Genomic DNA, 26541 nt, shown 5'->3' with positions numbered 1-26541 from the left:
ACAGCCCCCAACCCCGTGGTGGGGAGCTGTAAAACTATCTATACAGTTATTCTGCTTCAGGCGCAGGTGAACCTGCTTCCGGCGCCATCGCTTCTTTGATGCTCAGACGCACGCGGCCCTGACGGTCAACTTCCAGTACCTTAACCGGCACTTCCTGACCCATCTGCAGATAGTCGGTCACTTTCTCAACGCGCTTGTCGGCGATCTGAGAAATGTGCACCAGACCTTCTTTACCACCGCCGATAGCGACGAATGCGCCGAAATCAACGATACGGGTCACTTTGCCCTGGTAGATACGGCCCACTTCGATCTCTGCCGTGATCTCTTCGATGCGACGGATAGCGAATTTCGCTTTCTCACCGTCGGTCGCAGCGATTTTAACTGTACCATCATCTTCGATTTCGATGGTAGTGCCAGTCTCTTCGGTCAGCGCGCGGATAACGGAACCGCCCTTACCGATCACGTCTTTGATTTTATCCGGGTTGATGCGGATAGTATGAATACGCGGTGCGAATTCGGAGATATCGCCGCGCGGGGTGCTGATAGCCTGTTCCATTACGCCCAGGATGTGCAGACGCGCGCCCTTGGCCTGGTTCAGAGCCACCTGCATGATTTCGCGGGTGATGCCTTCGATTTTGATGTCCATCTGCAGCGCGGTGATACCGTCGCGGCTACCGGCCACTTTGAAGTCCATGTCGCCCAGGTGATCTTCGTCACCCAGAATGTCGGACAGAACCACGTAGTTGTCGGCTTCTTTCACCAGGCCCATCGCGATACCCGCAACGGCAGCCTTGATTGGCACACCAGCGTCCATCAGCGCCAGAGACGCGCCGCACACGGAAGCCATGGAAGAAGAACCGTTGGATTCGGTGATTTCAGACACCACGCGAACCGTGTACGGGAAATCTTCCGGTTTAGGCATCATAGCCAATACGCCGCGTTTCGCCAGGCGACCGTGACCGATTTCACGACGCTTAGGAGAACCGACCATGCCGGTTTCGCCTACGGAGTACGGAGGGAAGTTGTAGTGGAACAGGAAGCTGTCGGTCTTCTCGCCCATCAGCTCGTCCAGGTTCTGGGCGTCGCGCGCGGTGCCCAGGGTCGCGGTAACCAGCGCCTGAGTTTCGCCACGGGTGAACAGCGCGGAACCGTGGGTGCGCGGCAGTACGCCGGTGCGCACGTCCAGGCCACGGATCATGTCTTTTTCACGGCCGTCGATACGCGGCTCGCCACGCAGTACGCGGCTACGCACCACGTTTTTCTCCAGGTTGCCCAGGATGTCCTGGATCTCACCGGCGTCCAGCGTTTCGTCCTGCGCCAGCAGGGTTTCAACCACGCTGTCTTTGATCGCGTCAACCTGAGCGTAACGCTCTTGTTTTTCGGTGATGTGGTAAGCGTCGCCCAGGCGAGCTTCGGCCAGTTCAGCCACGCGCGCGTGCAGCGCTTCGTTGACCGCAGGCGCCTGCCAATCCCACTTCGGTTTGCCCGCTTCGGCAACCAGCGCGTTGATATTTTCGATAACCACTTGCTGCTGGTCGTGGCCGAACACCACGGCGCCCAGCATCTGATCTTCGCTCAGCACGTCCGCTTCGGATTCAACCATCAGCACCGCACCGGCAGTACCGGCAACCACCAGATCCAGACGGCTTTCTTTCAGCTCGTCGGTCGTCGGGTTCAGCACGTACTGATCGTTGATGTAACCTACGCGCGCGGCGCCGATTGGGCCGTTGAACGGAATACCGGACAGGCTCAGGGCCGCGGAAGCACCAATCATCGCAACGATGTCCGGGTTCACCTGCGGGTTAACGGAAACCACGGTCGCGATCACCTGAACTTCGTTCAGGAAGCTGTCCGGGAACAGTGGGCGGATCGGGCGGTCGATCAGACGGGAAGTCAGCGTCTCGCCTTCGCTCGGACGGCCTTCGCGACGGAAGAAGCTGCCCGGGATGCGGCCGGCGGCGTAGGTACGCTCTTGGTAGTTAACAGTCAGCGGGAAGAAGCTCTGGCCCGGCTTGGCTTTTTTCTGGCCAACGACGGTAACGAATACGGCGGTGTCATCCATGCTCACCATAACGGCGGCAGTGGCCTGACGAGCCATCATACCGGTTTCGATGGTGACGGTATGCTGGCCATACTGGAATTTGCGAATGATCGGTGTCAGCAAAATTATATCCTTGATTAGCGGCGCGCAATCGCATTGACGACTCGACACGCCTGTGACTCGATTTGCCTTCTCACTACATCCTCGCGACTAATGACAATCCTTATCTCAGGCGGGAGATAAAGCCTCTCATTAGCCGCGCGAACCTCTGTAACGGAAGAACCTGTTTGGAAACATCAGTAATACATTAACCTGATTTGCTTATGCTTCCTAGAAGAAAGGGGCCAAAATAGGCCCCTTTCCACTGAAACTTGCTAGATTAGCGACGCAGACCCAGACGCTCGATCAGGCTGGTGTAACGTGCTACATCTTTACGCTTCAGGTAGTCCAGCAGCTTACGACGCTGAGAAACCATACGCAGCAGACCACGACGGCTGTGGTGATCTTTTTTGTGCTCGGAGAAGTGGCCTTGCAGATGGTTGATCTGCGCAGTCAGCAGGGCAACCTGAACTTCGGTAGAACCGCTGTCGTTAGTACCACGACCGAAATCAGCTACGATTTGAGCTTTAGCTTCAACACTTAGAGACATTGTAATACTCCAGATTATAGATAATAAAAACAGGCGCCGATCTCTAATTCAGCAACCCAATGCATAAGCTGCGCCATTCTACTCTTAGCGCAGTGCGATCGCAAGGCGACGCAGTGCCCCGCCGTCAGTCGAAATGTTCGACCACCAGGCGGCGCGGCGCCACGCGACCATCCTCGGCGATGTCGCCAACGCCGATGAATTTCCGCTCTTCACCCTCGGTGATACGCACCATGCCGGAGGCCGGCGCGCCGGCCACCTGCACCGGCTGCCCCTGCTTGACGTAGCCCGCCACCACCGGCAACAAATTCACTTCCGGATAGTTCTCAACCGGGCTGTCCATCGGCATCAGCAGCGGATCGAGCAGCTCGCCGGGGGCGATCGCCTGTTCCTGCGCCTGCGCCAGCAAGGCGTTCAGCTGTTCCAGCGTCACCATGCGCGCGATCGGGTAAGTCGCCACCTGCAGGCGGCGCAGATAGATCACGTGCGCGCCGCAGCCCAGCAGCTCGCCGAGATCGTCGGTGATGGTGCGGATGTAGGTGCCTTTCGAGCAGTGGATCTCCAGCTCCAGCTCATCCCCTTCCCAGCGGATAAACTGCAGCTCGTACACCGTGATGCTGCGCGCTTCGCGCGGCACTTCAATCCCCTGGCGCGCATACTCGTAGAGTTTCTTGCCCTGGTATTTCAGCGCCGAATACATCGACGGCACCTGCTGGATGTCACCGCGGAAGGTGTCCAGCGCCGCGTCGAGCTGCGCCTGGGTAAAGTTCACCGGGCGCTCCTGCACGATCTGACCGTCGGCGTCCGAGGTATCGGTACGCTGCCCCAGCTTGGCGATCACCCGATAACGCTTGTCGGAATCGAGCAGATATTGCGAAAACTTGGTCGCTTCGCCCAGGCAGATAGGCAGCATGCCGGTCGCCAACGGATCGAGCGCGCCGGTGTGACCCGCTCGGTTGGCGTTGTACAGGCGCTTTACTTTTTGCAGCGCATCGTTGGACGACAAACCCTGCGGCTTGTCCAGCAACAGCACGCCGTGGATATCACGGCCGCGGCGACGAGGGCGACTCATCAGTCCTCCTTGTCATCGCCTGAGGCGGAACGGCGCTCGGCGTCGTTCTTCACCACGTTGGTCACCAGGTTGGACATGCGCATGCCTTCCACCAGGGAGTTGTCGTAGGCGAAGGTCAGCTCCGGCACCACGCGCAGGCGCATCGCTTTGCCCAGCAGAGTGCGGATGTAACCGGAAGCGTCCTGCAACGCTTTGATGCCGTTGGTGACCAGATCCGGATCGTGGTTCTCGGTCAGCACGTTCAGGAAGGTGACGTAAACCTTGGCGTACGCCAGGTCACGGGACACTTCCACGCCGGAAACGGTCGCCATGCCGACGCGCGGATCTTTCACTTCACGCTGCAGAATGATCGCAATCTCTTTCTGCATCTCTTGCGCCACGCGTTGACCGCGGCTGAATTCTTTTGCCATTTTGGATTCTCCAGACAAATCGGGGGGCACAAAGGCCCCCCGTAAACAGATATAAGCAGATGTGCAATCGTTAAGCGATGGTGCGTTGGATCTCAATGATTTCGAACACTTCGATCATGTCGCCGACGCGCACGTCGTTATAGTTCTTAACGCCGATACCACATTCCATGCCGTTACGGACTTCGTTAACGTCATCTTTGAAGCGGCGCAGGGATTCCAGCTCGCCTTCATAGATAACCACGTTGTCGCGCAGTACGCGGATTGGGTTGTGACGCTTGATGGTCCCTTCGGTAACCATACAGCCGGCGATAGCGCCGAACTTAGGCGATTTGAACACGTCGCGCACTTCGGCCAGGCCGATGATCTGCTGCTTGTATTCCGGCGCCAGCATGCCGCTCATCGCCTGCTTCACTTCGTCGATCAGGTTATAGATCACGGAGTAGTAACGCAGATCCAGGCTTTCCGCTTCGATCACGCGGCGCGCAGAAGCGTCGGCACGCACGTTGAAGCCCAGGATGATGGCGTTGGAAGCCGCCGCCAGCGTCGCGTCGGTTTCGGTGATACCACCTACGCCGGAGCCGACAATCTTCACCTTCACTTCGTCGGTGGAGAGTTTCAGCAGCGAGTCGCTGATCGCTTCGCAAGAGCCCTGAACGTCGGATTTCAGTACGATGTTCAGCTCGGACACTTCGCCGTCGGTCATGTTGGCGAACATGTTTTCCAGCTTGGACTTCTGCTGACGCGCCAGTTTGACTTCGCGGAACTTGCCCTGACGATACAGCGCCACTTCACGCGCTTTCTTCTCGTCACGCACCACGGTCGCTTCGTCACCCGCTGCAGGCACGCTGGACAGACCCAGGATTTCCACAGGGATGGACGGACCGGCGGAGGTCACTTCACGGCCCAATTCGTCGCGCATCGCACGCACACGGCCGTATTCGAAGCCACACAGGACGATGTCGCCCTTGTTCAGCGTACCTTCCTGAACCAGCACGGTAGCCACCGGGCCACGGCCTTTATCCAGGAAGGACTCGATCACTACGCCGCTCGCCATGCCACTGCGAACCGCTTTCAGCTCCAGAACTTCGGCCTGCAGCAGGATAGCCTGCAGCAGCTCGTCGATACCGGTACCGGCTTTCGCGGACACGTGGACGAACTGCGCTTCGCCGCCCCACTCTTCCGGCATCACGCCGTACTGGGACAGTTCCTGCTTAACGCGGTCCGGATCGGCTTCCGGCTTGTCGATTTTGTTCACCGCAACCACCAACGGCACCTGCGCCGCTTTCGCGTGCTGGATAGCTTCGATGGTTTGTGGCATCACGCCGTCGTCGGCCGCCACCACCAGAACCACGATGTCAGTCGCCTGAGCACCGCGAGCACGCATCGAGGTAAACGCGGCGTGGCCCGGGGTGTCCAGGAAGGTGATCATGCCGTTCTCGGTTTCTACGTGGTAGGCACCGATGTGTTGGGTAATGCCGCCGGCTTCGCCCGCCGCCACTTTGGTGGAGCGGATGTAGTCCAGCAGAGAGGTTTTACCGTGGTCAACGTGGCCCATGATGGTCACGACCGGCGCGCGCGGCTCGGCCGCAGCGCCCGTATCACGGTCGCTCATCAGCGCTTCTTCCAGCTCGTTTTCACGACGCAGGATAACTTTGTGGCCCATCTCTTCGGCAACCAGCTGCGCGGTTTCCTGGTCGATAACCTGGTTGATGGTGGCCATGGCGCCCAGCTTCATCATCACTTTGATGACCTGAGAACCTTTTACCGCCATCTTGTTGGCCAGCTCGGCCACGGTGATGGTTTCACCGATCACCACGTCGCGGTTAACCACCTGCGCCGGCTTGTTGAAGCCCTGCTGCAGAGCGCTAGGCTTGCGTTTGCCTTTACCACCACGGGTAACGGCGCGCGCTTCTTCGCGATCCGCTTTGGATTCGGACAGCTTGTTGCCTTTCTTCTGCTTGGTGGCTTTGCCGCCGCGGGTGCGGCTGCGACGATCGCCTTCAACTTTGGCGTCGTTTTCATCTTCAGCGGCACGGGCGTGCTGAGAGGTGGTCACGTGATAGTCGGCGCTTTCAACCGCGGCGCTTGCCGCGTCTGCCTGGGCCCACTTCTCGCCGTTCTCTTCGGCCATGCGACGGGCTTCTTCCGCCACGCGCTTGGCTTCCTCTTCAACCTTGCGGCGCACTTCCTCTTCCGCTTTACGTTTCAGTTCAGCGGCTTCGGCTTCACGGCGTGCTTTTTCCGCCTGAGCTGGCTTGGTCATTTCGTCGGTATGTTGATTGGTCACTTTTTCTTTTTCCGCTGAATTACGCTTAGCAATCTCCGCGGCCTCACGTTTGGCTTGCTCTTCGGCTGCGCGCTTCGCTTCCGCTTCGCGTTTTGCGAGCTCTTCCGCTTCGCGCCGTGCCTGCTCTTCCGCTTCACGCTGTGCCTGCTCTGCCGCTTCAGCCAACTGGGCTTCCTGCGTATCGCGATTTACATAAGTGCGTTTCTTGCGGACCTCAATTTGCACCGATTTACTTTTACCGCCGGTGCTCGGGATATTCAAGGTGCTGCGCGTTTTGCGCTGCAAAGTGAGTTTACCCGGCGCGCTGCCGTGTTCACGGTTCAGGTGCGCCAGCAATGTTTCTTTTTCTTGCTGGGTAACAGAGTCCGACTCGGACTTGTTGATCCCTGCATCAGCAAACTGCTGTACCAGGCGATCAACCGGAGTCTGAATCTCTGCTGCCAGCGATTTTACGGTTACATCTGTCGTCATGCTGTTCCTTCCTGCTACAGTTATTACGCGTTGTCGCCAAACCAACAGATATTGCGCGCAGCCATGATCAGCTCGCCGGCTTGCTCGTCGCTAAGCCCTTCAATATCAGCCAGATCGTCAACACCCTGCTCGGCAAGATCTTCCAGCGTACAAACCCCACGCGCGGCCAGTTTAAAGGCCATGCTGCGCTCAAGACCCGGCAGGTTGAGCAAATCGTCGGCCGGTTTGTTGTCGCCCAGGCTTTCTTCTTGTGCCAGGGCCAGCGTGGTCAATGCAGCTTTGGCGCGTTCGCGCAATGCTTCAACCGTATCTTCATCCAGACCGTCGATTTCCAACAGCTCTTTGATCGGCACGTAGGCCAGCTCTTCCAGCGTGGAGAAGCCTTCTTCAACCAGTACGGTGGCGAAATCTTCGTCGATATCAAGATACTTGGTGAAGGTATCAATAGCGGCATGAGCCTCGGCCTGGTGCTTGGCCTGCAGGTCGTCCGCCGTCATCACGTTCAGTTCCCAACGATCGTCGCCGCGGTGTTGTTTCAGCAGCTGGGAAGCCAAACGCACGTTTTGGCCGTTACGGCCGATCGCCTGTGCCAGGTTGCTGGCTTCAACGGCGATATCCATGGTGCAGTTATCTTCATCTACCACGATCGACGCGACGTCGGCCGGCGCCATGGCGTTGATGACGAATTGCGCTGGATTATCATCCCACAGGATGATGTCGATGCGTTCGCCGCCGAGCTCGCTCGACACGGCCTGAACGCGCGCACCGCGCATACCTACGCAGGCGCCGACCGGGTCGATGCGCTTGTCGTTGGTTTTCACTGCAATTTTCGCACGGGAGCCAGGATCGCGGGCTGCCGCTTTAATTTCAATCACTTCTTCGCCGATTTCCGGCACTTCGATGCGGAACAGTTCTTTCAGCATTTCCGGGCTGGAACGGCTGACGAACAGCTGCGCGCCGCGGGCTTCAGGACGCACGGCGTACAGTACGCCGCGAATGCGGTCGCCCGGACGGAAGTTTTCGCGCGGCAACATGTCTTCACGGCCAATCACCGCTTCGGCGTTGTTGCCCAGATCCAGCGCGATGCTGTCACGGTTCACTTTCTTCACCACGCCGGTGACGATCTCGCCTTCATGTTCACGGAAAGCGTCAACCACCATCGCGCGCTCGGCCTCGCGCACTTTCTGCACGATAACCTGCTTGGCGGTTTGGGTGGTGATGCGGTCGAAGGTCACGGATTCGATCTGATCTTCGACGTAGCCGCCGAGCTCGATGCTCGGATCTTCAAACTGAGCGGCTTCCAGCGTGATTTCACGCGTCGGCTGCGTCACTTCGTCTACGGCGACCCAACGGCGGAAGGTATCGAAATCGCCGGTTCTGCGGTCAATGCTGACGCGCACGTCGATTTCCTGCTCGTATTTTTTCTTGGTTGCGGTGGCTAATGCAGTTTCCAGCGCTTCGAAAATCTTCTCGCGCGGAAGGGATTTTTCATTGGAAACTGCTTCAACAACAGCCAGAATCTCTTTGTTCATCCTAGTTGCCTCTTCCAAACTTTAAAAGTGGGGTACCAGGTTCGCTTTCTGGATGTTGCTCAGCGCGAACACTTCATCTTTCCCTTCCACAGTAACCGTGATCATCTCGCCTTCGACAGACTTGATAATACCCTGCCACTTGCGACGGTTCTGTACCGCCATGCGCAGGACCAGGCTGACTTCTTCACCGAGGAAACGCGTATAGTGCTCTGCGGTGAACATCGGGCGATCAAGGCCAGGAGAGGAGACTTCCAAGTTGTAAGCGACCGTGATTGGATCTTCGACGTCCAATACAGCGCTGACCTGGTGGCTGACATCAGCGCAATCATCAACATTGATGCCGTTGTCACTATCAATATAGATGCGGAGCGTCGATTGGCGCGCACGAATGAATTCGATGCCTACAAGCTCAAAGCCCAACGCTTCTACGGGTGCCGAAAGCATCTCTGTTAACTGTTGCTCTAATGTGGACAAGCCCACCCCCAAGACATAAAAAAAGGGCTAAATAGCCCAGTGATTCTGTTGCCAAATAACAAAAAACCCCGAAAAATCGGGGCTTTATGCAACTGGACCCTGTTTGCCGCTAGGCGGCCTCGGTACAACTTTCGAGCAAGTGTCATTTTCAAATGTTGATCGAGAAAAGCGGATTTCAATCGAAAAGTGTATTTGAAAATAAACACTTAAAGGAAAGTGGTTGCGGGGGCCGGATTTGAACCGACGACCTTCGGGTTATGAGCCCGACGAGCTACCAGGCTGCTCCACCCCGCGTCCGAAAACGTGGCAAATACTACGCCGATAATCGCAAAATTGCAAGTTATCTCTGGGATTTGGTACCGAGGATGGGACTCGAACCCACAAGCCCGTTAGGGCACTACCACCTCAAGGTAGCGTGTCTACCAATTCCACCACCTCGGTACTGATTCTTACTGCTAACGGCCGTTGTTCTTTCGAGTTCACAACCACCGTTTACAAACTTTTTGCGGCTTACTGCGGGATGTCGCTGCTCGGCTTGGCAGGTGCTGCCGGCGCGGTTGTCTGCTCAGTTTTCACCGGCTGACCGAGGTTTTCCCACTCGCTGCCTTTCTTGCTTTGGTTGCTGCTGAGGTTGCCCAGAATCAGGCTGATGACGAAGAACAGCGTCGCCAATACAGCAGTCATGCGGGTCATAAAGTTACCGGAACCACTCGAACCGAACAACGTGCCTGATGCACCTGCTCCGAAAGAGGCTCCCATATCAGCGCCTTTACCTTGCTGCAACATAATCAGAGCAACCAGCCCGATTGAAATCAGCAGGAAAATTACCAGAAGAGCTTCGTACATAGTAGTACCCGTATCCTTGCGGCCTCACCGCATGCCAAATGCTTCACACTCATCAAGCAGGCGTGTTTATAAACTGCCTACTGAAGCGGGTGTGAATACTAACCAAAGCCGCCAACCCGCGCAAGGGCAATTTGCAGCCGCCGGCGCGTTTGCGGAAAAAAACGCCAACAATCGCCTGTTCGGGCTCAGCGATGCCAAGCCCGGCGGCTAACTGTCTGTTTTAACCTGCGGATTTCACCGCATCGGCGATGCGATGCGCCAGCGCGGTCACCTGCTGCTCGTCCTCACCCTCCACCATCACGCGGATCAGCGGTTCAGTGCCCGATTTGCGCAGCAGCACCCGGCCGCGGCCGGCCAGCTCGGCTTCCACCTGCTCGGTGACCTTGCGCACCGCTTCGGACTCCAGCGGATTGTGATCGCCGGCGAAACGCACGTTGACCAGGATCTGCGGCAACAGCTTCATGCCGCTGCACAGGTCATGCAGGCTCATGTGGTTGCGCACCATGGCGGTCAGCACCTGCAACCCGGCCACGATGCCGTCGCCGGTGGTGGTTTTGTCCAGCAAGATCACATGGCCGGAGTTTTCCGCACCGATGCGCCAGCCTAACTCCTGCAGCTTCTCCAGCACGTAACGGTCGCCCACTTTGGCGCGAGCGAACGGAATGCCCAGCTGTTTCAGCGCCAGCTCCAGCCCCATATTGCTCATCAGGGTGCCGACCGCGCCGCCGCGCAGCTGCCCCTGACGCAGGCCTTCGCGGGCGATGATGTACAGGATCTGATCGCCGTCCACCTTATTGCCCAGGTGATCCACCATCATCACGCGGTCGCCGTCGCCGTCGAACGCCAGGCCAACGTGCGCTTTTTCCTGCAGCACGCGCTCCTGCAGCTGACGCACATCGGTAGCGCCGCATTTCTCGTTGATGTTCATGCCGTCCGGCTCAACGCCGATGGCGATCACCGTAGCGCCCAGCTCGCGCAGCACGCTCGGCGCGATGTGGTAAGTCGCGCCGTTGGCGCAGTCGACCACGATTTTCAGCCCTTTCAGGCTCAGCTCGCTCGGGAAGGTGCCTTTGCAGAATTCGATATAGCGGCCGGCGGCGTCGATGATGCGGCTGGCTTTACCCAGTTCGGCGGACTCCACGCAGGTCAGCGGTTTTTCCATCTCGGCTTCAATTGCCTCTTCGACGTTGTCCGGCAGCTTGGCGCCGTCGATCGAGAAGAATTTGATGCCGTTGTCGTAGAACGGGTTATGCGAGGCGGAAATGACAATGCCCGCTTCGGCGCGGAAGGTACGCGTCAAATAAGCCACCGCCGGCGTAGGCATCGGCCCGGTGAAGGAGGCGGACAATCCGGCGGCCGCCAGACCGGCTTCCAGCGCGGACTCCAGCATATAGCCGGAGATGCGCGTATCCTTACCGATGATGATCTTGCGGGAACCGTGACGCGCCAGCACTTTACCGGCCGCCCAGCCCAGCTTCAGCACGAAGTCCGGCGTGATGGGGCTGTCCCCGACCTTGCCACGGATGCCGTCGGTGCCAAAATATTTGCGCTCGCTCATGTCTCTACTGTCCCTTAGCTGAAAGTGTTGCCTCGACGACACGCATCGCCTCGACGGTTTCTTTAACGTCATGCACTCTGACAATCTGCGCACCCTGCATCGCCGCGATCACCGCGCAGGCCACGCTGCCGATAACCCGTTGATCCGGCGGCACGTTCAGCAGTTGTCCAATCATCGATTTGCGCGACATGCCGACCAACAGCGGCAAACCAAAACGATGAAACTCCGACAACCGAGCCAGAAGCTGATAGTTGTGCGCCAAATTTTTACCGAAACCGAAGCCGGGGTCGAGCAGCAATTTCTGATTTGTTATCCCCGCCTCGTTACAGCGCCGGATATGGTGCTCGAAAAACGTCTGAACGTCGGCGATCAGATCGTCGTAGTGCGGCGCCTGCTGCATGGTGCGCGGCTGTCCCTGCATGTGCATCAGGCAGACCGGCAAACCGCTTTCCGCCGCCGCCGCCAGGGCGCCCGGCTCCTGCAGCGAACGGATGTCGTTGATCAGATGGGCGCCGGCCTGCGCCGATTCGCGGATCACGCCCGCCTTCGAGGTATCGACCGAGATAAAGACCTCGAAGCGCTGCGCCAGCGCTTCCACCACTGGCACGACCCGCTCAAGCTCCTCCTCTTCGCTCACCTCCGCCGCCCCCGGCCTTGTCGATTCGCCGCCGACGTCGATCATCGTGGCGCCGGCCGAAATCAGCGCATGCGCATGCACCAGCGCCTGGTTCAGGGTGTTGTGGCGGCCGCCGTCGGAAAACGAATCCGGTGTCACGTTGAGGATGCCCATCACCTGCGGATGGGAGAGATTGAGCGTCATGTCGCGCACGGTTAACTGCATGGTTGGTCCACCTTACTGTTGCCTGGTTCACTGCCCGCCGGGCAAAAAAAAACCCCGGCGTACCGGGGTTTGATGTTATTACACAGCCGTTGTTACTTGTCGAGCTGTTCGGACATGGTGTTGCCCGGCGTTGGGGTGCGCGGCTCATCTACCGGCGTCGGGGCTTTCGGGGTGCCGCCGTTGTCGGAGCTGTTGCCTTTGTTCGCATCGTCCCAGCCCGCCGGCGGACGCACGTCTTTGCGGTTCATCAGATCGTCGATCTGCGGCGCATCGATGGTTTCATACTTCATCAGCGCATCCTTCATCGAGTGCAGGATGTCCATGTTTTCCATCAGCAGCGAGCGAGCACGCGTGTAGTTACGTTCGATCAGCGACTTCACTTCCTGGTCGATGATACGCGCGGTTTCATCCGACATGTGCTTCGCCTTGGCCACGGAACGGCCCAGGAACACTTCACCCTCTTCTTCCGCATACAGCAGCGGCCCCAGCTTCTCGGAGAAGCCCCATTGGGTCACCATGTTGCGGGCGATGGAGGTCGCCACTTTGATGTCGTTCGACGCACCGGTAGAGACTTTTTCCGGCCCGTAGATGATCTCTTCCGCCAGACGGCCGCCGTACAGGGTGGAGATTTGGCTCTCCAGCTTCTGACGGCTGGCGCTGATCGCATCCCCTTCCGGCAGGAAGAAGGTCACGCCGAGCGCACGGCCACGAGGAATGATCGTCACTTTATGTACCGGATCATGTTCAGGAACCAGGCGGCCAATGATGGCGTGACCCGCTTCGTGATACGCGGTCGACTCTTTCTGCGCTTCGGTCATTACCATGGAGCGGCGTTCCGCACCCATCATGATCTTGTCTTTGGCTTTCTCGAACTCCACCATCGACACCACGCGCTTGTTGCCGCGGGCGGCGAACAGCGCCGCTTCGTTGACCAGGTTGGCCAGATCGGCACCGGAGAAGCCCGGCGTACCGCGCGCAATGACGGAGGCGTCGATGTCGGCAGCCAACGGCACGCGGCGCATGTGCACCTTCAGGATCTGCTCACGGCCACGCACATCCGGCAGCCCGACCACGACCTGACGGTCGAAACGACCCGGGCGCAGCAGCGCGGGGTCAAGCACGTCCGGACGGTTGGTGGCCGCGATGACGATGATGCCCTCGTTGCCTTCGAAACCGTCCATCTCAACCAGCATCTGGTTCAGGGTCTGCTCGCGCTCATCGTGACCGCCACCCAGGCCGGCGCCACGCTGGCGGCCGACGGCGTCGATTTCATCGATGAAGATGATGCACGGCGCGGCTTTCTTCGCTTGTTCGAACATGTCACGCACGCGGGATGCGCCCACGCCGACGAACATTTCGACGAAGTCGGAACCGGAAATGGTGAAGAACGGCACCTTCGCTTCGCCGGCGATCGCTTTCGCCAACAGCGTTTTACCGGTCCCCGGCGGGCCAACCATCAGCACGCCTTTCGGGATCTTGCCGCCCAGCTTCTGGAAACGGCTCGGTTCGCGCAGGTATTCCACCAGTTCGCTCACCTCTTCTTTCGCTTCGTCACACCCGGCGACATCGGCGAAAGTGGTCTTGATCTGGTCTTCCGTCAGCATTCGGGCCTTGCTCTTGCCGAAGGACATCGCGCCCTTGCCGCCGCCGCCCTGCATTTGCCGCATAAAGAAGATCCAGACCCCGATCAGCAACAGCATCGGGAACCAGGAGATAAAGATAGAAGCCAGCAGGCTCGGCTCTTCAGGCGGCTCGCCGACAACTTTCACATTCTTCGTTAACAACGTATCCAGCAACTTAGGATCGTTGACAGGGATGTAGGTCGTGTATTTGTTACTGTCTTTCTTGGTAACGTTAATTTCACGTCCGTTGATTCGCGCTTCGCGAACCTGGTCCTGGGTCAGTTCGGACATGAAGGTAGAGTAATCCACCCTACGGCCATTCGACTCGCTGGGCCCAAAGCTCTGGAATACAGACATCAACACTACCGCGATGACTAACCAGAGAATTAGGTTTTTCGCCATGTCACTCAAGGGATTAACCTCATCTTACAACTGTGTTAACAAACAGCGTTAGGGTACTACAGTTTGCGCCCTGTCGCTACAATGTACACTTCGCGCGAACGGGCGCGGGAAGCGTCTGGCTTACGAATCTTAACCTTCGTAAACAGGGAGCGAATTTCCCGTAGGTACTCGTCAAAGCCATCTCCCTGGAACACCTTCACCAGGAAACTTCCGCCTGGTGCGAGGACATCACGACACATATCCAGCGCCAACTCCACCAGATACATCGACCTTGGAATATCGACCGCCGGGGTGCCACTCATATTCGGGGCCATATCGGACATGACCACCTGAACCTTACTCTCGCCTACTCGTTCCAACAGTGCCTTCAACACCAGTTCATCACGAAAATCGCCCTGAAGGAAATCGACGCCAACGATAGGATCCATTGGCAAAATATCACAGGCGATGATGCGCCCGGTACCGCCGATTTGGGTGACCACATACTGCGACCAGCCGCCCGGTGCGGCGCCCAGGTCAACCACGGTCATGCCCGGTTTGAACAGTTTGTCGCTCTGCTGTATTTCATCAAGTTTAAACCAGGCACGGGAACGCAGTCCCTTTTTCTGCGCCTGCTGTACATATTTATCGCTAAAGTGTTCTTGTAACCAGCGACTGGAGCTAGCCGAACGCTTTTTATTAGCCATCTCGTTTTCCAACTATCATAAAAAGAGTCTTATGTCAGGGTCGCTGCTCACGTAGACTCACACCGGTGAAGACCGATTTGGTGATATACATGAGATGGCGGTAGAATGTACCGTTTTCAATCCCAACTTAAGCAAAAAAGACAATGAATCTGAATAATAAACAAAAACAGCACCTGAAAGGCCTGGCGCATCCGTTAAAACCGGTGGTGATGCTGGGCAATAACGGTCTTACCGAAGGGGTGCTGGCTGAAATTGAACAGGCTCTGGAGCATCATGAGCTGATCAAGGTAAAAATCGCCGCTGAAGATCGCGAAACCAAGACCCTGATCGCCGACGCTATCGTGCGTGAAACGGGCGCCTGCAATGTGCAAGTTATCGGCAGTACGCTTATTCTTTACCGCCCGTCGAAAGAGCGCAAGATCAGTCTACCGCGTTAATAACCATCAGGTTAACGAAAAGGTGCCATGCGCCTGACCAAGATAAAAGGCCGCTTGCGGCCTTTTTCCTATCTTTACAAAACGTTGGCGCATTAATGACCAATGGTCCCGATCAGAGATACTCGACCTTCAGGATCTCGTATTCCACGTCGCCGCCTGGGGTTTTGATCACCACCACATCGTCTTGCTCTTTGCCGATCAGGCCGCGCGCCATCGGCGAGTTTACCGAAATCAGATTTTTCTTGAAATCGGCCTCATCGTCGCCAACGATGCGGTAAGTCACTTCTTCTTCACTGTCCAGATTCATCACCGATACGGTGGCGCCGAAGATCACCCGGCCGGTGTTCGGCATCTTGGTGATATCGATCACCTGCGCATTGGACAGTTTGGCTTCGATTTCCTGAATGCGGCCTTCGCAGAAACCCTGCTGTTCGCGGGCGGCATGGTACTCGGCATTTTCTTTCAAGTCGCCGTGTTCACGCGCTTCAGCGATATCCGCAATGATTTTCGGGCGGCGCACGCTTTTCAGATATTCGAGCTCTTCGCGCAGTTTTTCAGCGCCAAACAAGGTCATCGGAATTTGGTTCATCGTATAAATACCTCTAAATCTTTCCTGTTCAAATAACCGTCATCCTGACGTATTCGTATGAAAACACGGTTGGCATACCGCCCCCCGCCTCCAGGCGACAAACAAAAGAAACCTGACTCGGAACGGAGCCCAAGCCAAGATCGGTTTTGCATTTTGATACGCATTTTAGCCTAGAGTTCCTTGAGGGTCATCGTTTACTTTTTCCCTGATTGCACCGTAGTATGACGGCACGTTATCCAGCTGTTATCCCGAGATTATGCGTTTTTCACGAATTGTCAGTGCATTGGCTTGCGCATTTGTTCTGAATGCGAATGCGGCCCCGGTTGAAGAGTACACACAATATCTGCCTGATGGGGCCAACCTTGCCCTGGTCGTTCAGAAGATCGGCGCCGGTGCGCCGACAATCGATTACCACTCTCAGCAAATGGCGCTGCCGGCCAGTACCCAAAAAGTGCTGACGGCGCTGGCGGCATTGCTGCAACTCGGGCCCGATTACCGTTTCACCACCACGCTGGAGAGCCAGGGTGATATCCGCGACGGCGTGCTGCGCGGCAACCTGATCGCCCGCTTCAGCGGCGATCCGACCTTCAAACGCCAGAGCCTGCGCAATATGGTGGCCGTCCTGAAGAAGCAGGGCGTGCGCCAAATCAGCGGCGACGTGCTGGTCGATACCTCGGTCTTCGCCAGCCATGACAAGGCGCCCGGCTGGCCGTGGAACGATCTGACGCAGTGCTTCAGCGCGCCGCCGGCTGCCGCCATTGTCGATCGCAACTGTTTCTCGGTCTCGCTGTACAGCGCGCCGAATCCGGGCGACATGGCGTTTATCCGCGTCGCCTCCTATTATCCGGTTAATATGTTTAGCCAGGTGCGCACCCTGGCGCGCGGCTCCGCAGACGCGCAGTACTGCGAGCTGGACGTGGTGCCGGGCGAGCTGAACCGCTTTACCCTGACCGGCTGCCTGACGCAGCGCAGCGAGCCGTTGCCGCTGGCCTTCGCCATCCAGGACGGCGCCAGCTATGCGGGCGCCATCCTGAAAGACGAGCTGAAGCAGGCCGACATCCAGATCGACGGGCATTTGAAACGCCAGACGCGCCCCGGCATCACCGGCACGGTGATCGCGCAAACCCAGTCGGCGCCGCTGCACGATCTGTTGAAAATCATGCTGAAGAAATCGGACAACATGATCGCCGATACCGTCTTCCGCACCATCGGCCACGAACGCTTCGGCGTGCCGGGCACCTGGCGAGCCGGTTCCGATGCGGTACGGCAGGTGCTGCGCCAGAAGGCCGGCATCGATCTGGGCAACACCATCATCGCCGACGGTTCCGGCCTGTCGCGCCACAACCTGCTGGCCCCGGCGACCATGATGCAGGCGCTGCAGTACATCGCGCAGCACGACAACGAGCTGAACTTTATCTCGATGCTGCCGCTGTCCGGCTATGATGGCACCCTGCGCTACCGCGGCGGCCTGCATGAGGCTGGCGTAGACGGCAAGGTGTCGGCCAAGACCGGCGCGCTGCAGGGCGTCTACAACCTGGCGGGCTTCATCACTACCGCCAGCGGCCAGCGCATGGCCTTCGTGCAGTATCTCTCCGGCTACGCCGTGCCGCCGGAAGATCAGAAACAGCGCCGCGCACCGCTGGTGCGTTTCGAAAGCCGCCTGTATCGGGATATTTACCAAAACAACTGAGGATCGCCATGAAGCTGCTGGTCGTTGAAGATGATGAACTGCTGCAACAAGGGCTGGCGCTGGCGCTGACCGGTGAAGGCTACGTGTGCGACTGCGCCGCCACAGCGGCGGAGGCCAGCAGCCTGCTCATCACCAGCCAATACAGCATGGTGATCCTGGATCTCGGCCTGCCGGACATGGACGGCGCAGCGCTGCTGCGGCAGTGGCGCCGCCAGCAGATCGATCTGCCGGTGCTGATCCTGACCGCCCGCGACGCCCTGGAAGACCGCGTCGATGGGCTGGACGCCGGCGCCGACGACTACCTGGTCAAACCCTTCGCGCTGGTTGAGCTGCAGGCGCGCGTGCGCGCTCTCCTGCGGCGCTACCAGGGCCACAGCGACAATCTGATGCAGGTGGATGACCTGCAGTTGAATCTCTCCAGCCAGCAGGTCTATCTGCAACAGCAGCCGGTGGAGGTCACGCCGAAAGAGTTCGCCATTCTGGCGCGCCTGATCATGCGTGCCGGGCAGACGGTCAACCGCGAACTCCTGCAGCAGGATCTCTACACCTGGCAAGATGATTTAGGTTCCAACACCCTGGAAGTGCATATTCACAACCTGCGCCGCAAACTGGGCAAGGATCGCATTCGCACCGTGCGCGGCATCGGCTACCGCCTGGAACCCTCGTCATGATCAGCATGCGCCGCCGCCTGCTGCTGATGCTGGCGCTGATCCTGCTGGTCACGCAACTCATCAGCGCCTTCTGGCTGTGGCACGAAAGCCAGGAGCAGATCAGCTTCCTGGTGGACGAAACCCTGTCCGCCAAAGTGCGTACCGAACGCGTCGATACCGAGATCGCCGAGGCCATCGCATCGCTGTTGGCGCCTTCGCTGATCATGATGATCGTCACCCTGTTGGCGTCATTCTGGGCTATCAGCTGGATCATCCGCCCACTCAACCAACTGCAACAGCGGCTGGAAAAGCGCTCTGCCGATAACCTGACGCCGCTGCCGATCACCAGCGATAGCCAGGAAATGGTGGCCGTCACCAATGCGCTCAATCAGCTGTTCTCACGGTTGGACAACACCATTCAACAGGAACGCCTGTTCACCGCCGACGCCGCCCACGAACTGCGCACGCCGCTGGCCGGCATCCGCCTGCATCTGGAATTGATGGAAAAACAAGGCGTCAAGGGCAGCCAGGCGCTGATCGCCCGCATCGATCAGCTGATGCATACCGTCGAGCAGTTGCTGATGCTGTCGCGCGCCGGGCAAGACTTCGCCAGCGGCCATTATCAGCATTTCGATTGGGTGGCCGATGTGATCCAGCCGCTGCGCGAAGAGCTCGACGAAATGGCCGCCCAACGCGGGCAGACGCTGGGCTGGCAATTGCCGGCTGCTGCCACAGTGAACGGCGATCCGGTGTTGCTGCGGCTTCTGCTGCGCAACCTGGTCGAAAACGCTCACCGTTACGGCCCGGAAGGCGGCGCGATACAGGTGCGGTTAACGCCGCAAGACAACGGCTATCTGCTGCAGGTCATCGACGATGGCCCGGGAATCAAGGAAGAAATGGTCGGGGAGCTGACGCAGGCGTTTCGCCGCATGGATCAACGCTACGGCGGCAGCGGACTGGGCCTGAATATCGTGATCCGCATCGCGCAACTGCACCAGGGGCGTTTGACGCTGGAAAACCGCCGCGATGCGCGCGGCCTGAATGCCCAGTGCTGGCTGCCGGAAAAGGCGCTCAAATAATAAGGGCCCAGCGTTGCTGAGCCCTTTATCACCGAATTACTTCTGGTAAATGATTTCGACGCCTTCGTCGTCGTCTTCGTCCCAGTCGTCATCCCAGTCATCTTCCGCTTCGGCTTCCACTTCCGCGATTTGCTCGCGGTGGTAGTCATCCCACATGAATTCGACTTTTTCCGGTGCGCTTTCTTCGATCGCCATCGCTTTCGGCTGGGTGTTGATGAAGTTCATCACGTCCCAGCACAGCGCGTTGACGCCTTCGCGGTTGGCGGCGGAGATCATGTAGTACTTCCCTTCCCAGCCCATGCCTTCCACAATCGCCTTGGCGCGTTCGGCGGCTTCTTCCTCACCAATCACATCAATTTTGTTGAACACCAGCCAGCGCGGCTTCTGCGCCAGATTTTCGCTGTATTGGTTCAACTCGTTAATGATGACTTTGGCGTTTTCCACCGGATCGGATTCGTCGATCGGCGCGATGTCCACCAGGTGCAGCAGCACGCGGCAACGCTCCAGGTGTTTCAGGAAACGAATACCCAGGCCGGCGCCTTCGGAGGCGCCCTCGATCAGCCCCGGAATGTCGGCGACCACAAAGCTCTGCTCGTGATCCATGCGCACCACGCCCAGGCTCGGCACCAGCGTGGTAAACGGATAATCGGCCACCTTCGGCTTGGCGGCGGACACCGCGCGGATGAAGGTCGATTTGCCGGCGTTCGGCAGCCCCAGCATGCCCACATCGGCCAGCAGCAACAGCTCCAGCAACAGGTCACGCGCTTCGCCGGCGGTACCCAGCGTCTTCTGACGCGGCGCGCGGTTGACCGAAGATTTGAAACGGGTGTTGCCCAGACCGTGCCAGCCGCCTTTAGCGACCATCAGCTTCTGCTCGTGGCGGGTCATGTCGCCGAGGATCTCGCCGGTGCCCTGATCCTTCACGCGCGTGCCGACCGGTACCTTGATGATGACGTCTTTACCGCGTTTGCCGGTACAGTCGCGGCTCTGGCCATTCTGGCCGCGTTCGGCGCGGAAAGACTTCTCAAAGCGGTAGTCGATCAGGGTGTTAAGGTTCTCGTCCGCCAGCAGGTAGACGTCGCCGCCGTCGCCGCCGTCACCGCCGTCAGGCCCACCGTTCGGGATATATTTTTCGCGGCGGAAGCTGACGCACCCGTTGCCGCCGTCGCCTGCAACGACCAGAATCGCTGCTTCATCTACAAACTTCATTTACCGTCTCCGTAAATCATTCACCGGGCTGCTTCAAAGGAGCAACCAGGGGGGGGTCTGCCCGTCGCGGCCACCACCGGTGACCAATTGCGGAAAACATGGCGCCCGCCACAACCACAAACGCACCGACATAGCCGACGATGTTCAGCGTCGGCATGGCGAATGCCTGGGGCCAAGCCAGCGCCAATAAATCTGAAAACAGCAGGGTAAACAGCGGGGTCAGCGTAACCAACGCGCTCACCTGCGCCGCCTGCCAGCGCGCCATCGCTTCTGCCAGCGCGCCATAGCCGATCAGCGTGTTGGCGCCGCAAAACAGCAGGCACGCCAATTGCCAGCCGCTAAGCTGGAAAATCACCTCGGGTTTGGCCAGAGGGAACAACGCAATCGCACATAAAGTGTACAACATAACCAGGATCTGCGGCGAAGCCAGCCGGCGCAGCAACACCTTTTGCGCCACGCCATAGCTCACCCAGACCATCGCCGCACACACGCCCAGCATGACGCCCAGCGTGTAGTCCGTCAGCCGGGTGAAGATCTCTATCAGACTGACGTTGAAAAACAGCATCAGCCCGCAAATCAACATCAGGGCGCCAATGACCTGGGTGATGCGCATGCGCTCTTTTAAAATCAGCACGCTGGCGAACATCATACCGACTGGCGACAGCTGGCCAATCACCTGCGACGCCGTCGGGCTCAGGTATTGCAGCGAGGAGCTGAAGAACACAAAGTTGCCCAGCAGCCCCGCCGTCGCGATCGCCAACAGCAGCAGCCAACGCGGCTGGAGGAACATCGTCAGCGGCGGCAGCTTGCCGCGCACCGCAAGGATCACGCCCAAACCGATGGCGGCCATGGTAAAGCGATACCAGACAACGGTAAACGGCTCCATCACCACCAACACTTCTTTCATCGCGATCGGCAACGCGCCCCAGCAAACCGCCGTGGTTAACGCCAGAGAAATGCCAACGCCGACCTGCTGCTTCGTATCCATATCACCTTCGCCAACGCTGACGGGCCAACCCTCAGGCAACCCATAAATGTAAAAAGCCCCGCAACGAATTGCGGGGCTTACATCTATTTCGTAAGGCTCGAAAAATTATTCAGCTTCGATGCTGATGAATTTACGATTGCTCGGGCCTTTAACTTCGAATTTGACTTTACCGTCTTTCAAAGCAAACAGAGTGTGGTCTTTGCCGCAACCCACGTTGGTACCAGCGTGGAATTTGGTGCCGCGCTGACGAACGATGATGCTGCCTGCCAGTACTGCTTCGCCGCCAAAGCGTTTTACGCCCAGACGTTTAGCTTCTGAATCGCGACCGTTACGAGTCGAGCCGCCAGCCTTTTTGTGTGCCATTAATCCGCTCTCCTAACTTAAGCGCTGATGCCGGTGATTTTAACGTCAGTGAACCACTGACGGTGGCCCTGCTGCTTACGGTGGTGTTTACGACGACGAAACTTAACGATTTTAATTTTCTCGCCACGACCGTGAGCAACGACTTCAGCTTTGATCTTGCCGCCATCGACGAAAGGAACGCCGATTTTGATATCTTCGCCATTAGCGATCATCAGAATCTGGTCAAACTCAACCGCTTCACCAGTTGCGATGTCCAGCTTTTCCAAGCGAACGGTCTGACCTTCGCTTACTCGGTGTTGTTTACCACCACTTTGGAAAACCGCGTACATATAAAACTCCGCTTTCCGCGTGCCCGACTGTGTTAGTTCAGAGCGCGCTATAAATATTCACAATAGGGCGCGAATTCTACGCAAAAAAGCGGCGCATGACAAGAGCAGAATAAGACCAGAAGGAGAAAAAAGAAGAAAAAAAGCGCAGTTTCTTTCGTGGCGTTTATCTGAACCGTTTTTCAAGTACAATCATAGGGACAGTTACCGCCATGTACCGATGTGAGCAGCGATCTCAACGCGGTGAAGAGAAACACAGCTGAAAAAAACACAATGAACCTAGAGCAAATTACCGAGTTAACCGCGCAAGATATGGCGGCCGTGAACGCAACAATTCTCGAACAGCTGAATTCCGATGTCACGCTCATCAATCAGCTTGGCTATTACATTATCAGCGGTGGCGGTAAGCGCATCCGGCCGATGATCGCCGTCCTGGCGGCGCGGGCGTTGGGCTACGAAGGCAACAAGCACGTCACCGTAGCCGCCCTGATCGAATTCATTCATACCGCCACGTTGTTGCATGACGACGTCGTCGACGAGTCGGACATGCGCCGCGGCAAAGCCACCGCCAACGCGGCGTTCGGCAACGCCGCCAGCGTGCTGGTCGGCGACTTTATCTATACCCGCGCCTTCCAGATGATGACCAGCCTGGAATCCCTGCGCGTGCTGGCGCTGATGTCGGAAGCGGTCAACGTCATCGCCGAAGGTGAAGTGCTGCAGTTGATGAACGTGCACGATCCCGACATCAGCGAAGAAAGTTATATGCGGGTGATCTACAGCAAAACCGCCCGTCTGTTTGAAGCGGCGGCGCAATCGTCGGCGATCCTGTCCGGCGCCAGCGCTGAGCAAGAACAGGCGCTGCAAGATTATGGCCGCTACCTCGGCACCGCTTTCCAACTGATCGACGATCTGCTCGACTACAGCGCCGACGGCAGCACGCTGGGCAAAAACACCGGCGACGATCTGAACGAAGGGAAACCGACCCTGCCGCTGCTGCACGCGATGCACAACGGCGACGACGCCCAGCGTGACATGATCCGCGGCGCGATTGAGCAAGGTAACGGCCGCCACCTGCTGGAGCCGGTGCTGCAGGCGATGCAGCAATGCGGTTCGCTGGAATACACCCGCAAACGCGCCGAGGAAGAAGCCGATAAGGCGATCGCCGCGCTGCAGGTCTTGCCGGCATCAGAGCACCGTACAGCGCTGGAGGGCTTGGCCCATTTGGCGGTACAACGCGATTTTTAAGAAATTTTAATTTCTTAATACATTCATCAGGCCCGCCCACGCGGGCCTGCCTAGGTATTGCTATCTTCGTCGATACGCGCCAGCAGGCCGCCAATCCCTTCCCGCATCAGGAAAGCCACCATTTTCTCGCGCTCGCTCTCCGTCAAATGGTAGTAATACTCGATCCAGACCGCCAACGGATCCTGGCGTTCTACGTCATATACCGCCCCGTCTTCTTTCAGCGTCAGCAGGTTACGCACGCCTGGAGGCAGGCTGTCGATATGGTACTCCAACGCTTTTCCCTGCACGCCTTTACGCCTGCGGCTGATCCAGCCTTCGCGTCGGGCCATCAGATTGATTCCCTGTGGTGAGGAGGGTAATCCTGCGATGCCTGTCAGTTCCTTGGCGGCAAACCACTCGTTTTTCATAGCCATCATCTCTGGGCAATAGTGGGCAATGTCGTTTTTTGGAAATTACTTGGGTATTTTTTAGGAAATTTAATGGTATTCTTGTTTCCTAATAAGCGTTTCACGTTGTTCAAACGCTTAACCATGACCCGTTAGTTATACCACTAACGCAACTTTGGCTAATCAGAAAAGGAATGTAAACATGAATTCAAGGAACCCAGATTGGCATCCGGCAGATATCATCGCGGCGCTACGCAAGCAGGGCACCACGCTGGCGGCAGTGTCGCGCAAGGCCGGATTAAGCTCATCGACGCTGGCCAATGCGCTGTCGCGCCCGTGGCCAAAGGGGGAATGGCTGATCGCCGAAGCGATAGGCATCCACCCTTCGGAGATCTGGCCAAGCCGCTATTACGATCCGCACAGCGATTGCCTGCTGGATCGCAAAGCACGCATCAAATCGTGAACGCGGAGCAAAAAAAACCGCCGGAACAGCGTCCGGCGGCGTTTATCGGCTGACTATCGGTGTCGATCAGTTATTGATGAACTTCTCGCCCAGTTCGATATCTTTATGCAGCACGTCCAGCATCTCGTTCAGTGCTTTCTGCTCGAAGGCGCTCAGGGTGCCGATATCTTTGCGTTCTTCAACGCCGTTCTTGCCCAGCACCAGCGGCTGCGCGAAGAAGCGAGCGTATTTGCCGTCGCCTTCAACGTAAGCACATTCCACAACGCCTTTCTCGCCCTGCAGCGCACGCACCAGAGACAGACCGAAACGGGCGGCCGCCTGGCCCATGGACAGCGTTGCAGACCCGCCGCCGGCTTTGGCTTCCACCACTTCAGTGCCGGCGTTCTGAATACGTTTGGTCAGATCCGCCACTTCCTGATCGGTGAAGCTCACGCCAGGGATCTGCGACAGCAGAGGCAGGATGGTCACGCCAGAGTGGCCGCCGATCACCGGCACGTTCAGTTCTTCAGGCTGCTTGCCTTTCAGCTCGGCCACGAAGGTATTGGAACGGATGATATCCAGCGAAGTCACGCCGAACAGTTTGTTCTTGTCGTAAACGCCGGCTTTTTTCAGCACTTCCGCCGCGATGGCGACCGTGGTGTTAACCGGGTTGGTGATGATGCCGATGCAGGCTTTCGGGCAGGTTTTCGCCACTTGCTCAATCAGGTTACGCACGATGCCGGCGTTAACGTTGAACAGGTCAGAGCGATCCATGCCTGGCTTACGGGCCACGCCGGCGGAAATCAGCACCACGTCCGCACCGTGCAGAGCCGGAGTCGCGTCTTCGCCGCTGAAGCCTTTGATTTTAACTGCGGTTGGGATGTGGCTTAAGTCGACGGCAACGCCTGGGGTAACGGGGGCAATGTCGTAGAGAGAGAGTTCAGAACCTGAAGGAAGCTGGGTTTTGAGTAGAAGGGCGAGGGCCTGGCCGATACCGCCAGCAGCACCGAGAACTGCAACTTTCATCCTATACTCCTTTATTATCTTAAATATATAAAGCGCCGTGAATGTGTTGGTTACGGACCTTAAGTTATTACACCTTTCAAAACAATAAATTAGCCAATTCTTGCCTGCAGGTGTAATAAAATGGCCGCTGTCGCGCCCATTTTAGATTAAATCGCTTACGCATGAAGGGCATAGCGCACACTAATCAAAAATAGTGCGAGGTTATTCACGAGCAAGTTAACCGGCCGTTACATTACACCCTTACGCAACATCAGAACAACATCATTTTAATAACATTTTATTTACCAGCGCAGGCCGATTTTCCGTCGTCAAAAGGGCATATTCATCGCGGCCGGATTTTGTTAAAATGCCGCCCTTTCCTCGCCGTCCGGTCATTTTTATTTTCTTTGGGGCGGCCTTTGTTGCATAAAAATTCATCTATATGCATAATCATGACTTCCACTATCAACATTCCACGGTGCAAAATGCGTAATCCCGCAAAACAGGAAGATCTGATCAAGACGTTCAAAGCGTTATTGAAAGAAGAAAAATTCAGTTCTCAAGGCGAGATCGTTTTGGCGCTGCAAGAAGAAGGCTTCGAAAACATTAACCAATCCAAAGTATCGCGCATGCTGACCAAGTTCGGCGCGGTACGTACGCGCAATGCCAAAATGGAAATGGTGTATTGCCTTCCTGCCGAACTCGGCGTGCCGACCACCACCAGCCCATTGAAGAATCTGGTGCTCGACGTCGACCATAACGATGCCGTCGTGGTGATCCACACCAGCCCGGGCGCCGCACAGCTGATCGCCCGCCTGCTCGACTCACTGGGTAAATCCCAGGGTATCCTCGGCACAATTGCCGGCGACGACACGATTTTCGTCACCCCGTCCAACGGCTTTACCGCTCAGAAGCTGCATGAAGCGATCCTGGGCGTGTTCGAACAAGAGCTGTGAAACCTGGCGCTAACAAAGTGCGGCTGTAAACCGCATTTTGTTAGCGCTTCTTTAACCCTCGCGTTACCTTCCCAGCCTTCAACCGCGTTTAACACTGCTTTTTTATCCCGCAACAACACATTTCCATGACATCTCCATGTAACCAGCAGTACCCACTGTGATCTTCCGCACTTTTGGTCAAAATCACTTACCTTATTGAAATTACATAAATTTAACATCAAAAGATCGTTTTATGAGCGTTTTTTATTCCTTACGGTTATAAAAAATAAGGATCATGAGGTTAAAGTT

At 57.4% G+C, this 26541-nt stretch carries 26 protein-coding genes and 2 tRNA genes; 7 read left to right on the top strand and 21 right to left on the bottom strand.

Annotated elements, in window-relative coordinates; translation table 11 throughout:
* Positions 1–46 precede the first annotated feature (46 nt).
* From pnp to rlmE, 14 genes are all read right to left on the bottom strand, one after another.
* Positions 47–2164 carry a polyribonucleotide nucleotidyltransferase gene (gene pnp, locus AC2CGI_RS13630; RefSeq protein WP_004933498.1) on the bottom strand — a complete coding sequence of 706 codons (2118 nt, stop codon included), beginning with the start codon at positions 2162–2164 and terminating at the stop codon, positions 47–49.
* Positions 2165–2420: 256 nt separating this feature from the next.
* Positions 2421–2690, bottom strand: coding sequence for a 30S ribosomal protein S15 (gene rpsO, locus AC2CGI_RS13625; protein ID WP_004933502.1), 270 nt, complete (start codon positions 2688–2690; stop codon positions 2421–2423).
* Between the two features lie 124 nt (positions 2691–2814).
* Positions 2815–3759 (bottom strand): tRNA pseudouridine(55) synthase TruB, encoded by a 945-nt coding sequence (gene truB, locus AC2CGI_RS13620; protein WP_004933505.1) that lies wholly within the window; start codon positions 3757–3759, stop codon positions 2815–2817.
* Entirely contained in the window at positions 3759–4169 is a 411-nt protein-coding gene (gene rbfA / locus AC2CGI_RS13615; protein WP_004933508.1) for a 30S ribosome-binding factor RbfA, read from the bottom strand. The genes truB and rbfA overlap by 1 nt, the downstream gene beginning before the upstream one ends.
* A 70-nt stretch (positions 4170–4239) precedes the next feature.
* Positions 4240–6927, bottom strand: a complete 2688-nt coding sequence (gene infB / locus AC2CGI_RS13610; protein ID WP_004933511.1) for a translation initiation factor IF-2 — start codon at positions 6925–6927, stop codon at positions 4240–4242.
* 23 nt (positions 6928–6950) lie between these two features.
* Positions 6951–8459 carry a transcription termination factor NusA gene (gene nusA / locus AC2CGI_RS13605; protein WP_004933514.1) on the bottom strand — a complete coding sequence of 503 codons (1509 nt, stop codon included), beginning with the start codon at positions 8457–8459 and terminating at the stop codon, positions 6951–6953.
* 21 nt (positions 8460–8480) lie between these two features.
* Positions 8481–8933, bottom strand: coding sequence for a ribosome maturation factor RimP (gene rimP / locus AC2CGI_RS13600; RefSeq protein WP_028127574.1), 453 nt, complete (start codon positions 8931–8933; stop codon positions 8481–8483).
* A 217-nt stretch (positions 8934–9150) separates the two neighbouring features.
* Positions 9151–9227: transfer RNA gene (locus tag AC2CGI_RS13595), tRNA-Met, on the bottom strand.
* A gap of 60 nt (positions 9228–9287) precedes the next feature.
* Positions 9288–9374 (bottom strand) — tRNA-Leu (locus tag AC2CGI_RS13590).
* 69 nt (positions 9375–9443) lie between these two features.
* Complete coding sequence (gene secG, locus AC2CGI_RS13585) at positions 9444–9779, bottom strand: preprotein translocase subunit SecG (RefSeq protein WP_004933519.1); 336 nt, start codon at positions 9777–9779, stop codon at positions 9444–9446.
* 220 nt (positions 9780–9999) lie between these two features.
* Complete coding sequence (gene glmM, locus AC2CGI_RS13580; RefSeq protein ID WP_021504256.1) at positions 10000–11337, bottom strand: phosphoglucosamine mutase; 1338 nt, start codon at positions 11335–11337, stop codon at positions 10000–10002.
* Positions 11338–11341: 4 nt separating this feature from the next.
* Positions 11342–12178: a dihydropteroate synthase gene (gene folP, locus AC2CGI_RS13575; protein WP_076740837.1), complete on the bottom strand. Its 837-nt coding sequence runs from the start codon at positions 12176–12178 to the stop codon at positions 11342–11344.
* A 92-nt stretch (positions 12179–12270) separates the two neighbouring features.
* Complete coding sequence (ftsH, locus tag AC2CGI_RS13570) at positions 12271–14202, bottom strand: ATP-dependent zinc metalloprotease FtsH (protein WP_004933529.1); 1932 nt, start codon at positions 14200–14202, stop codon at positions 12271–12273.
* 56 nt (positions 14203–14258) lie between these two features.
* Positions 14259–14888: a 23S rRNA (uridine(2552)-2'-O)-methyltransferase RlmE gene (gene rlmE / locus AC2CGI_RS13565; protein WP_004933533.1), complete on the bottom strand. Its 630-nt coding sequence runs from the start codon at positions 14886–14888 to the stop codon at positions 14259–14261.
* A 143-nt stretch (positions 14889–15031) separates the two neighbouring features.
* Here rlmE and yhbY point away from each other — a divergent pair, with 143 nt between their 5' ends.
* Positions 15032–15325 (top strand): ribosome assembly RNA-binding protein YhbY, encoded by a 294-nt coding sequence (gene yhbY / locus AC2CGI_RS13560; RefSeq protein WP_004933536.1) that lies wholly within the window; start codon positions 15032–15034, stop codon positions 15323–15325.
* A gap of 112 nt (positions 15326–15437) precedes the next feature.
* On the opposite strand, the gene greA is transcribed toward yhbY, so the two are convergent.
* A complete protein-coding gene (gene greA, locus AC2CGI_RS13555) occupies positions 15438–15914 on the bottom strand; it encodes a transcription elongation factor GreA (RefSeq protein ID WP_004933539.1) in 477 nt (158 codons plus the stop codon).
* A 256-nt stretch (positions 15915–16170) separates the two neighbouring features.
* Here greA and dacB point away from each other — a divergent pair, with 256 nt between their 5' ends.
* The 3 genes from dacB to pmrB are packed head-to-tail and all read left to right on the top strand — an operon-like array spanning position 16171 to position 19333.
* Positions 16171–17604 carry a serine-type D-Ala-D-Ala carboxypeptidase gene (dacB, locus tag AC2CGI_RS13550; protein WP_015376410.1) on the top strand — a complete coding sequence of 478 codons (1434 nt, stop codon included), beginning with the start codon at positions 16171–16173 and terminating at the stop codon, positions 17602–17604.
* An 8-nt stretch (positions 17605–17612) separates the two neighbouring features.
* Entirely contained in the window at positions 17613–18275 is a 663-nt protein-coding gene (pmrA, locus tag AC2CGI_RS13545; protein WP_004933545.1) for a two-component system response regulator PmrA, read from the top strand.
* Positions 18272–19333 (top strand): two-component system sensor histidine kinase PmrB, encoded by a 1062-nt coding sequence (pmrB, locus tag AC2CGI_RS13540; RefSeq protein WP_021504259.1) that lies wholly within the window; start codon positions 18272–18274, stop codon positions 19331–19333. The genes pmrA and pmrB overlap by 4 nt, the downstream gene beginning before the upstream one ends.
* A 36-nt stretch (positions 19334–19369) precedes the next feature.
* Here pmrB and cgtA read toward each other — a convergent pair whose 3' ends face one another.
* From cgtA to rplU, 4 genes are all read right to left on the bottom strand, one after another.
* Positions 19370–20542, bottom strand: coding sequence for an Obg family GTPase CgtA (gene cgtA / locus AC2CGI_RS13535; protein WP_004933553.1), 1173 nt, complete (start codon positions 20540–20542; stop codon positions 19370–19372).
* Between the two features lie 16 nt (positions 20543–20558).
* Complete coding sequence (locus tag AC2CGI_RS13530; protein WP_076740836.1) at positions 20559–21530, bottom strand: DMT family transporter; 972 nt, start codon at positions 21528–21530, stop codon at positions 20559–20561.
* 105 nt (positions 21531–21635) lie between these two features.
* A complete protein-coding gene (rpmA, locus tag AC2CGI_RS13525) occupies positions 21636–21893 on the bottom strand; it encodes a 50S ribosomal protein L27 (protein WP_004933559.1) in 258 nt (85 codons plus the stop codon).
* Positions 21894–21910: 17 nt separating this feature from the next.
* Complete coding sequence (gene rplU / locus AC2CGI_RS13520; RefSeq protein WP_004933561.1) at positions 21911–22222, bottom strand: 50S ribosomal protein L21; 312 nt, start codon at positions 22220–22222, stop codon at positions 21911–21913.
* 270 nt (positions 22223–22492) lie between these two features.
* Between rplU and ispB the strand changes: the two genes are divergently transcribed.
* Complete coding sequence (gene ispB, locus AC2CGI_RS13515; RefSeq protein WP_016929331.1) at positions 22493–23464, top strand: octaprenyl diphosphate synthase; 972 nt, start codon at positions 22493–22495, stop codon at positions 23462–23464.
* 50 nt (positions 23465–23514) lie between these two features.
* Here ispB and AC2CGI_RS13510 read toward each other — a convergent pair whose 3' ends face one another.
* Entirely contained in the window at positions 23515–23871 is a 357-nt protein-coding gene (locus AC2CGI_RS13510; protein ID WP_033631624.1) for a DNA-binding protein, read from the bottom strand.
* A 181-nt stretch (positions 23872–24052) separates the two neighbouring features.
* Here AC2CGI_RS13510 and AC2CGI_RS13505 point away from each other — a divergent pair, with 181 nt between their 5' ends.
* Positions 24053–24313, top strand: coding sequence for a helix-turn-helix domain-containing protein (locus AC2CGI_RS13505; protein WP_004933567.1), 261 nt, complete (start codon positions 24053–24055; stop codon positions 24311–24313).
* A gap of 66 nt (positions 24314–24379) precedes the next feature.
* On the opposite strand, the gene mdh is transcribed toward AC2CGI_RS13505, so the two are convergent.
* Complete coding sequence (mdh, locus tag AC2CGI_RS13500) at positions 24380–25318, bottom strand: malate dehydrogenase (RefSeq protein ID WP_004933569.1); 939 nt, start codon at positions 25316–25318, stop codon at positions 24380–24382.
* A gap of 464 nt (positions 25319–25782) precedes the next feature.
* On the opposite strand from mdh, the gene argR reads away from it, so the two are divergent.
* Positions 25783–26253, top strand: coding sequence for a transcriptional regulator ArgR (argR, locus tag AC2CGI_RS13495; RefSeq protein WP_004933572.1), 471 nt, complete (start codon positions 25783–25785; stop codon positions 26251–26253).
* Positions 26254–26541 lie beyond the last annotated feature (288 nt).

Source organism: Serratia sp. LSHTC3 (genome assembly GCF_057197125.1).
This window is presented reverse-complemented; position numbering and strand designations above follow the sequence as displayed.

Coding starts and splice junctions, on each gene's coding strand:
- dacB (WP_015376410.1), top strand. CDS start 16,171: ATGCGTTTTTCACGAATTGTCAGTGCATTGGCTTGCGCATTTGTTCTG.
- yhbY (WP_004933536.1), top strand. CDS start 15,032: ATGAATCTGAATAATAAACAAAAACAGCACCTGAAAGGCCTGGCGCAT.
- pmrB (WP_021504259.1), top strand. CDS start 18,272: ATGATCAGCATGCGCCGCCGCCTGCTGCTGATGCTGGCGCTGATCCTG.
- rplU (WP_004933561.1), bottom strand. CDS start 22,222: ATGTACGCGGTTTTCCAAAGTGGTGGTAAACAACACCGAGTAAGCGAA.
- secG (WP_004933519.1), bottom strand. CDS start 9,779: ATGTACGAAGCTCTTCTGGTAATTTTCCTGCTGATTTCAATCGGGCTG.
- ispB (WP_016929331.1), top strand. CDS start 22,493: ATGAACCTAGAGCAAATTACCGAGTTAACCGCGCAAGATATGGCGGCC.
- greA (WP_004933539.1), bottom strand. CDS start 15,914: ATGAACCAAATTCCGATGACCTTGTTTGGCGCTGAAAAACTGCGCGAA.
- AC2CGI_RS13510 (WP_033631624.1), bottom strand. CDS start 23,871: ATGAAAAACGAGTGGTTTGCCGCCAAGGAACTGACAGGCATCGCAGGA.
- nusA (WP_004933514.1), bottom strand. CDS start 8,459: ATGAACAAAGAGATTCTGGCTGTTGTTGAAGCAGTTTCCAATGAAAAA.
- ftsH (WP_004933529.1), bottom strand. CDS start 14,202: ATGGCGAAAAACCTAATTCTCTGGTTAGTCATCGCGGTAGTGTTGATG.
- pmrA (WP_004933545.1), top strand. CDS start 17,613: ATGAAGCTGCTGGTCGTTGAAGATGATGAACTGCTGCAACAAGGGCTG.
- truB (WP_004933505.1), bottom strand. CDS start 3,759: ATGAGTCGCCCTCGTCGCCGCGGCCGTGATATCCACGGCGTGCTGTTG.
- AC2CGI_RS13530 (WP_076740836.1), bottom strand. CDS start 21,530: ATGGATACGAAGCAGCAGGTCGGCGTTGGCATTTCTCTGGCGTTAACC.
- rpmA (WP_004933559.1), bottom strand. CDS start 21,893: ATGGCACACAAAAAGGCTGGCGGCTCGACTCGTAACGGTCGCGATTCA.
- folP (WP_076740837.1), bottom strand. CDS start 12,178: ATGCAGTTAACCGTGCGCGACATGACGCTCAATCTCTCCCATCCGCAG.
- infB (WP_004933511.1), bottom strand. CDS start 6,927: ATGACGACAGATGTAACCGTAAAATCGCTGGCAGCAGAGATTCAGACT.
- AC2CGI_RS13505 (WP_004933567.1), top strand. CDS start 24,053: ATGAATTCAAGGAACCCAGATTGGCATCCGGCAGATATCATCGCGGCG.
- rbfA (WP_004933508.1), bottom strand. CDS start 4,169: ATGGCAAAAGAATTCAGCCGCGGTCAACGCGTGGCGCAAGAGATGCAG.
- mdh (WP_004933569.1), bottom strand. CDS start 25,318: ATGAAAGTTGCAGTTCTCGGTGCTGCTGGCGGTATCGGCCAGGCCCTC.
- rpsO (WP_004933502.1), bottom strand. CDS start 2,690: ATGTCTCTAAGTGTTGAAGCTAAAGCTCAAATCGTAGCTGATTTCGGT.
- rlmE (WP_004933533.1), bottom strand. CDS start 14,888: ATGGCTAATAAAAAGCGTTCGGCTAGCTCCAGTCGCTGGTTACAAGAA.
- cgtA (WP_004933553.1), bottom strand. CDS start 20,542: ATGAAGTTTGTAGATGAAGCAGCGATTCTGGTCGTTGCAGGCGACGGC.
- argR (WP_004933572.1), top strand. CDS start 25,783: ATGCGTAATCCCGCAAAACAGGAAGATCTGATCAAGACGTTCAAAGCG.
- glmM (WP_021504256.1), bottom strand. CDS start 11,337: ATGAGCGAGCGCAAATATTTTGGCACCGACGGCATCCGTGGCAAGGTC.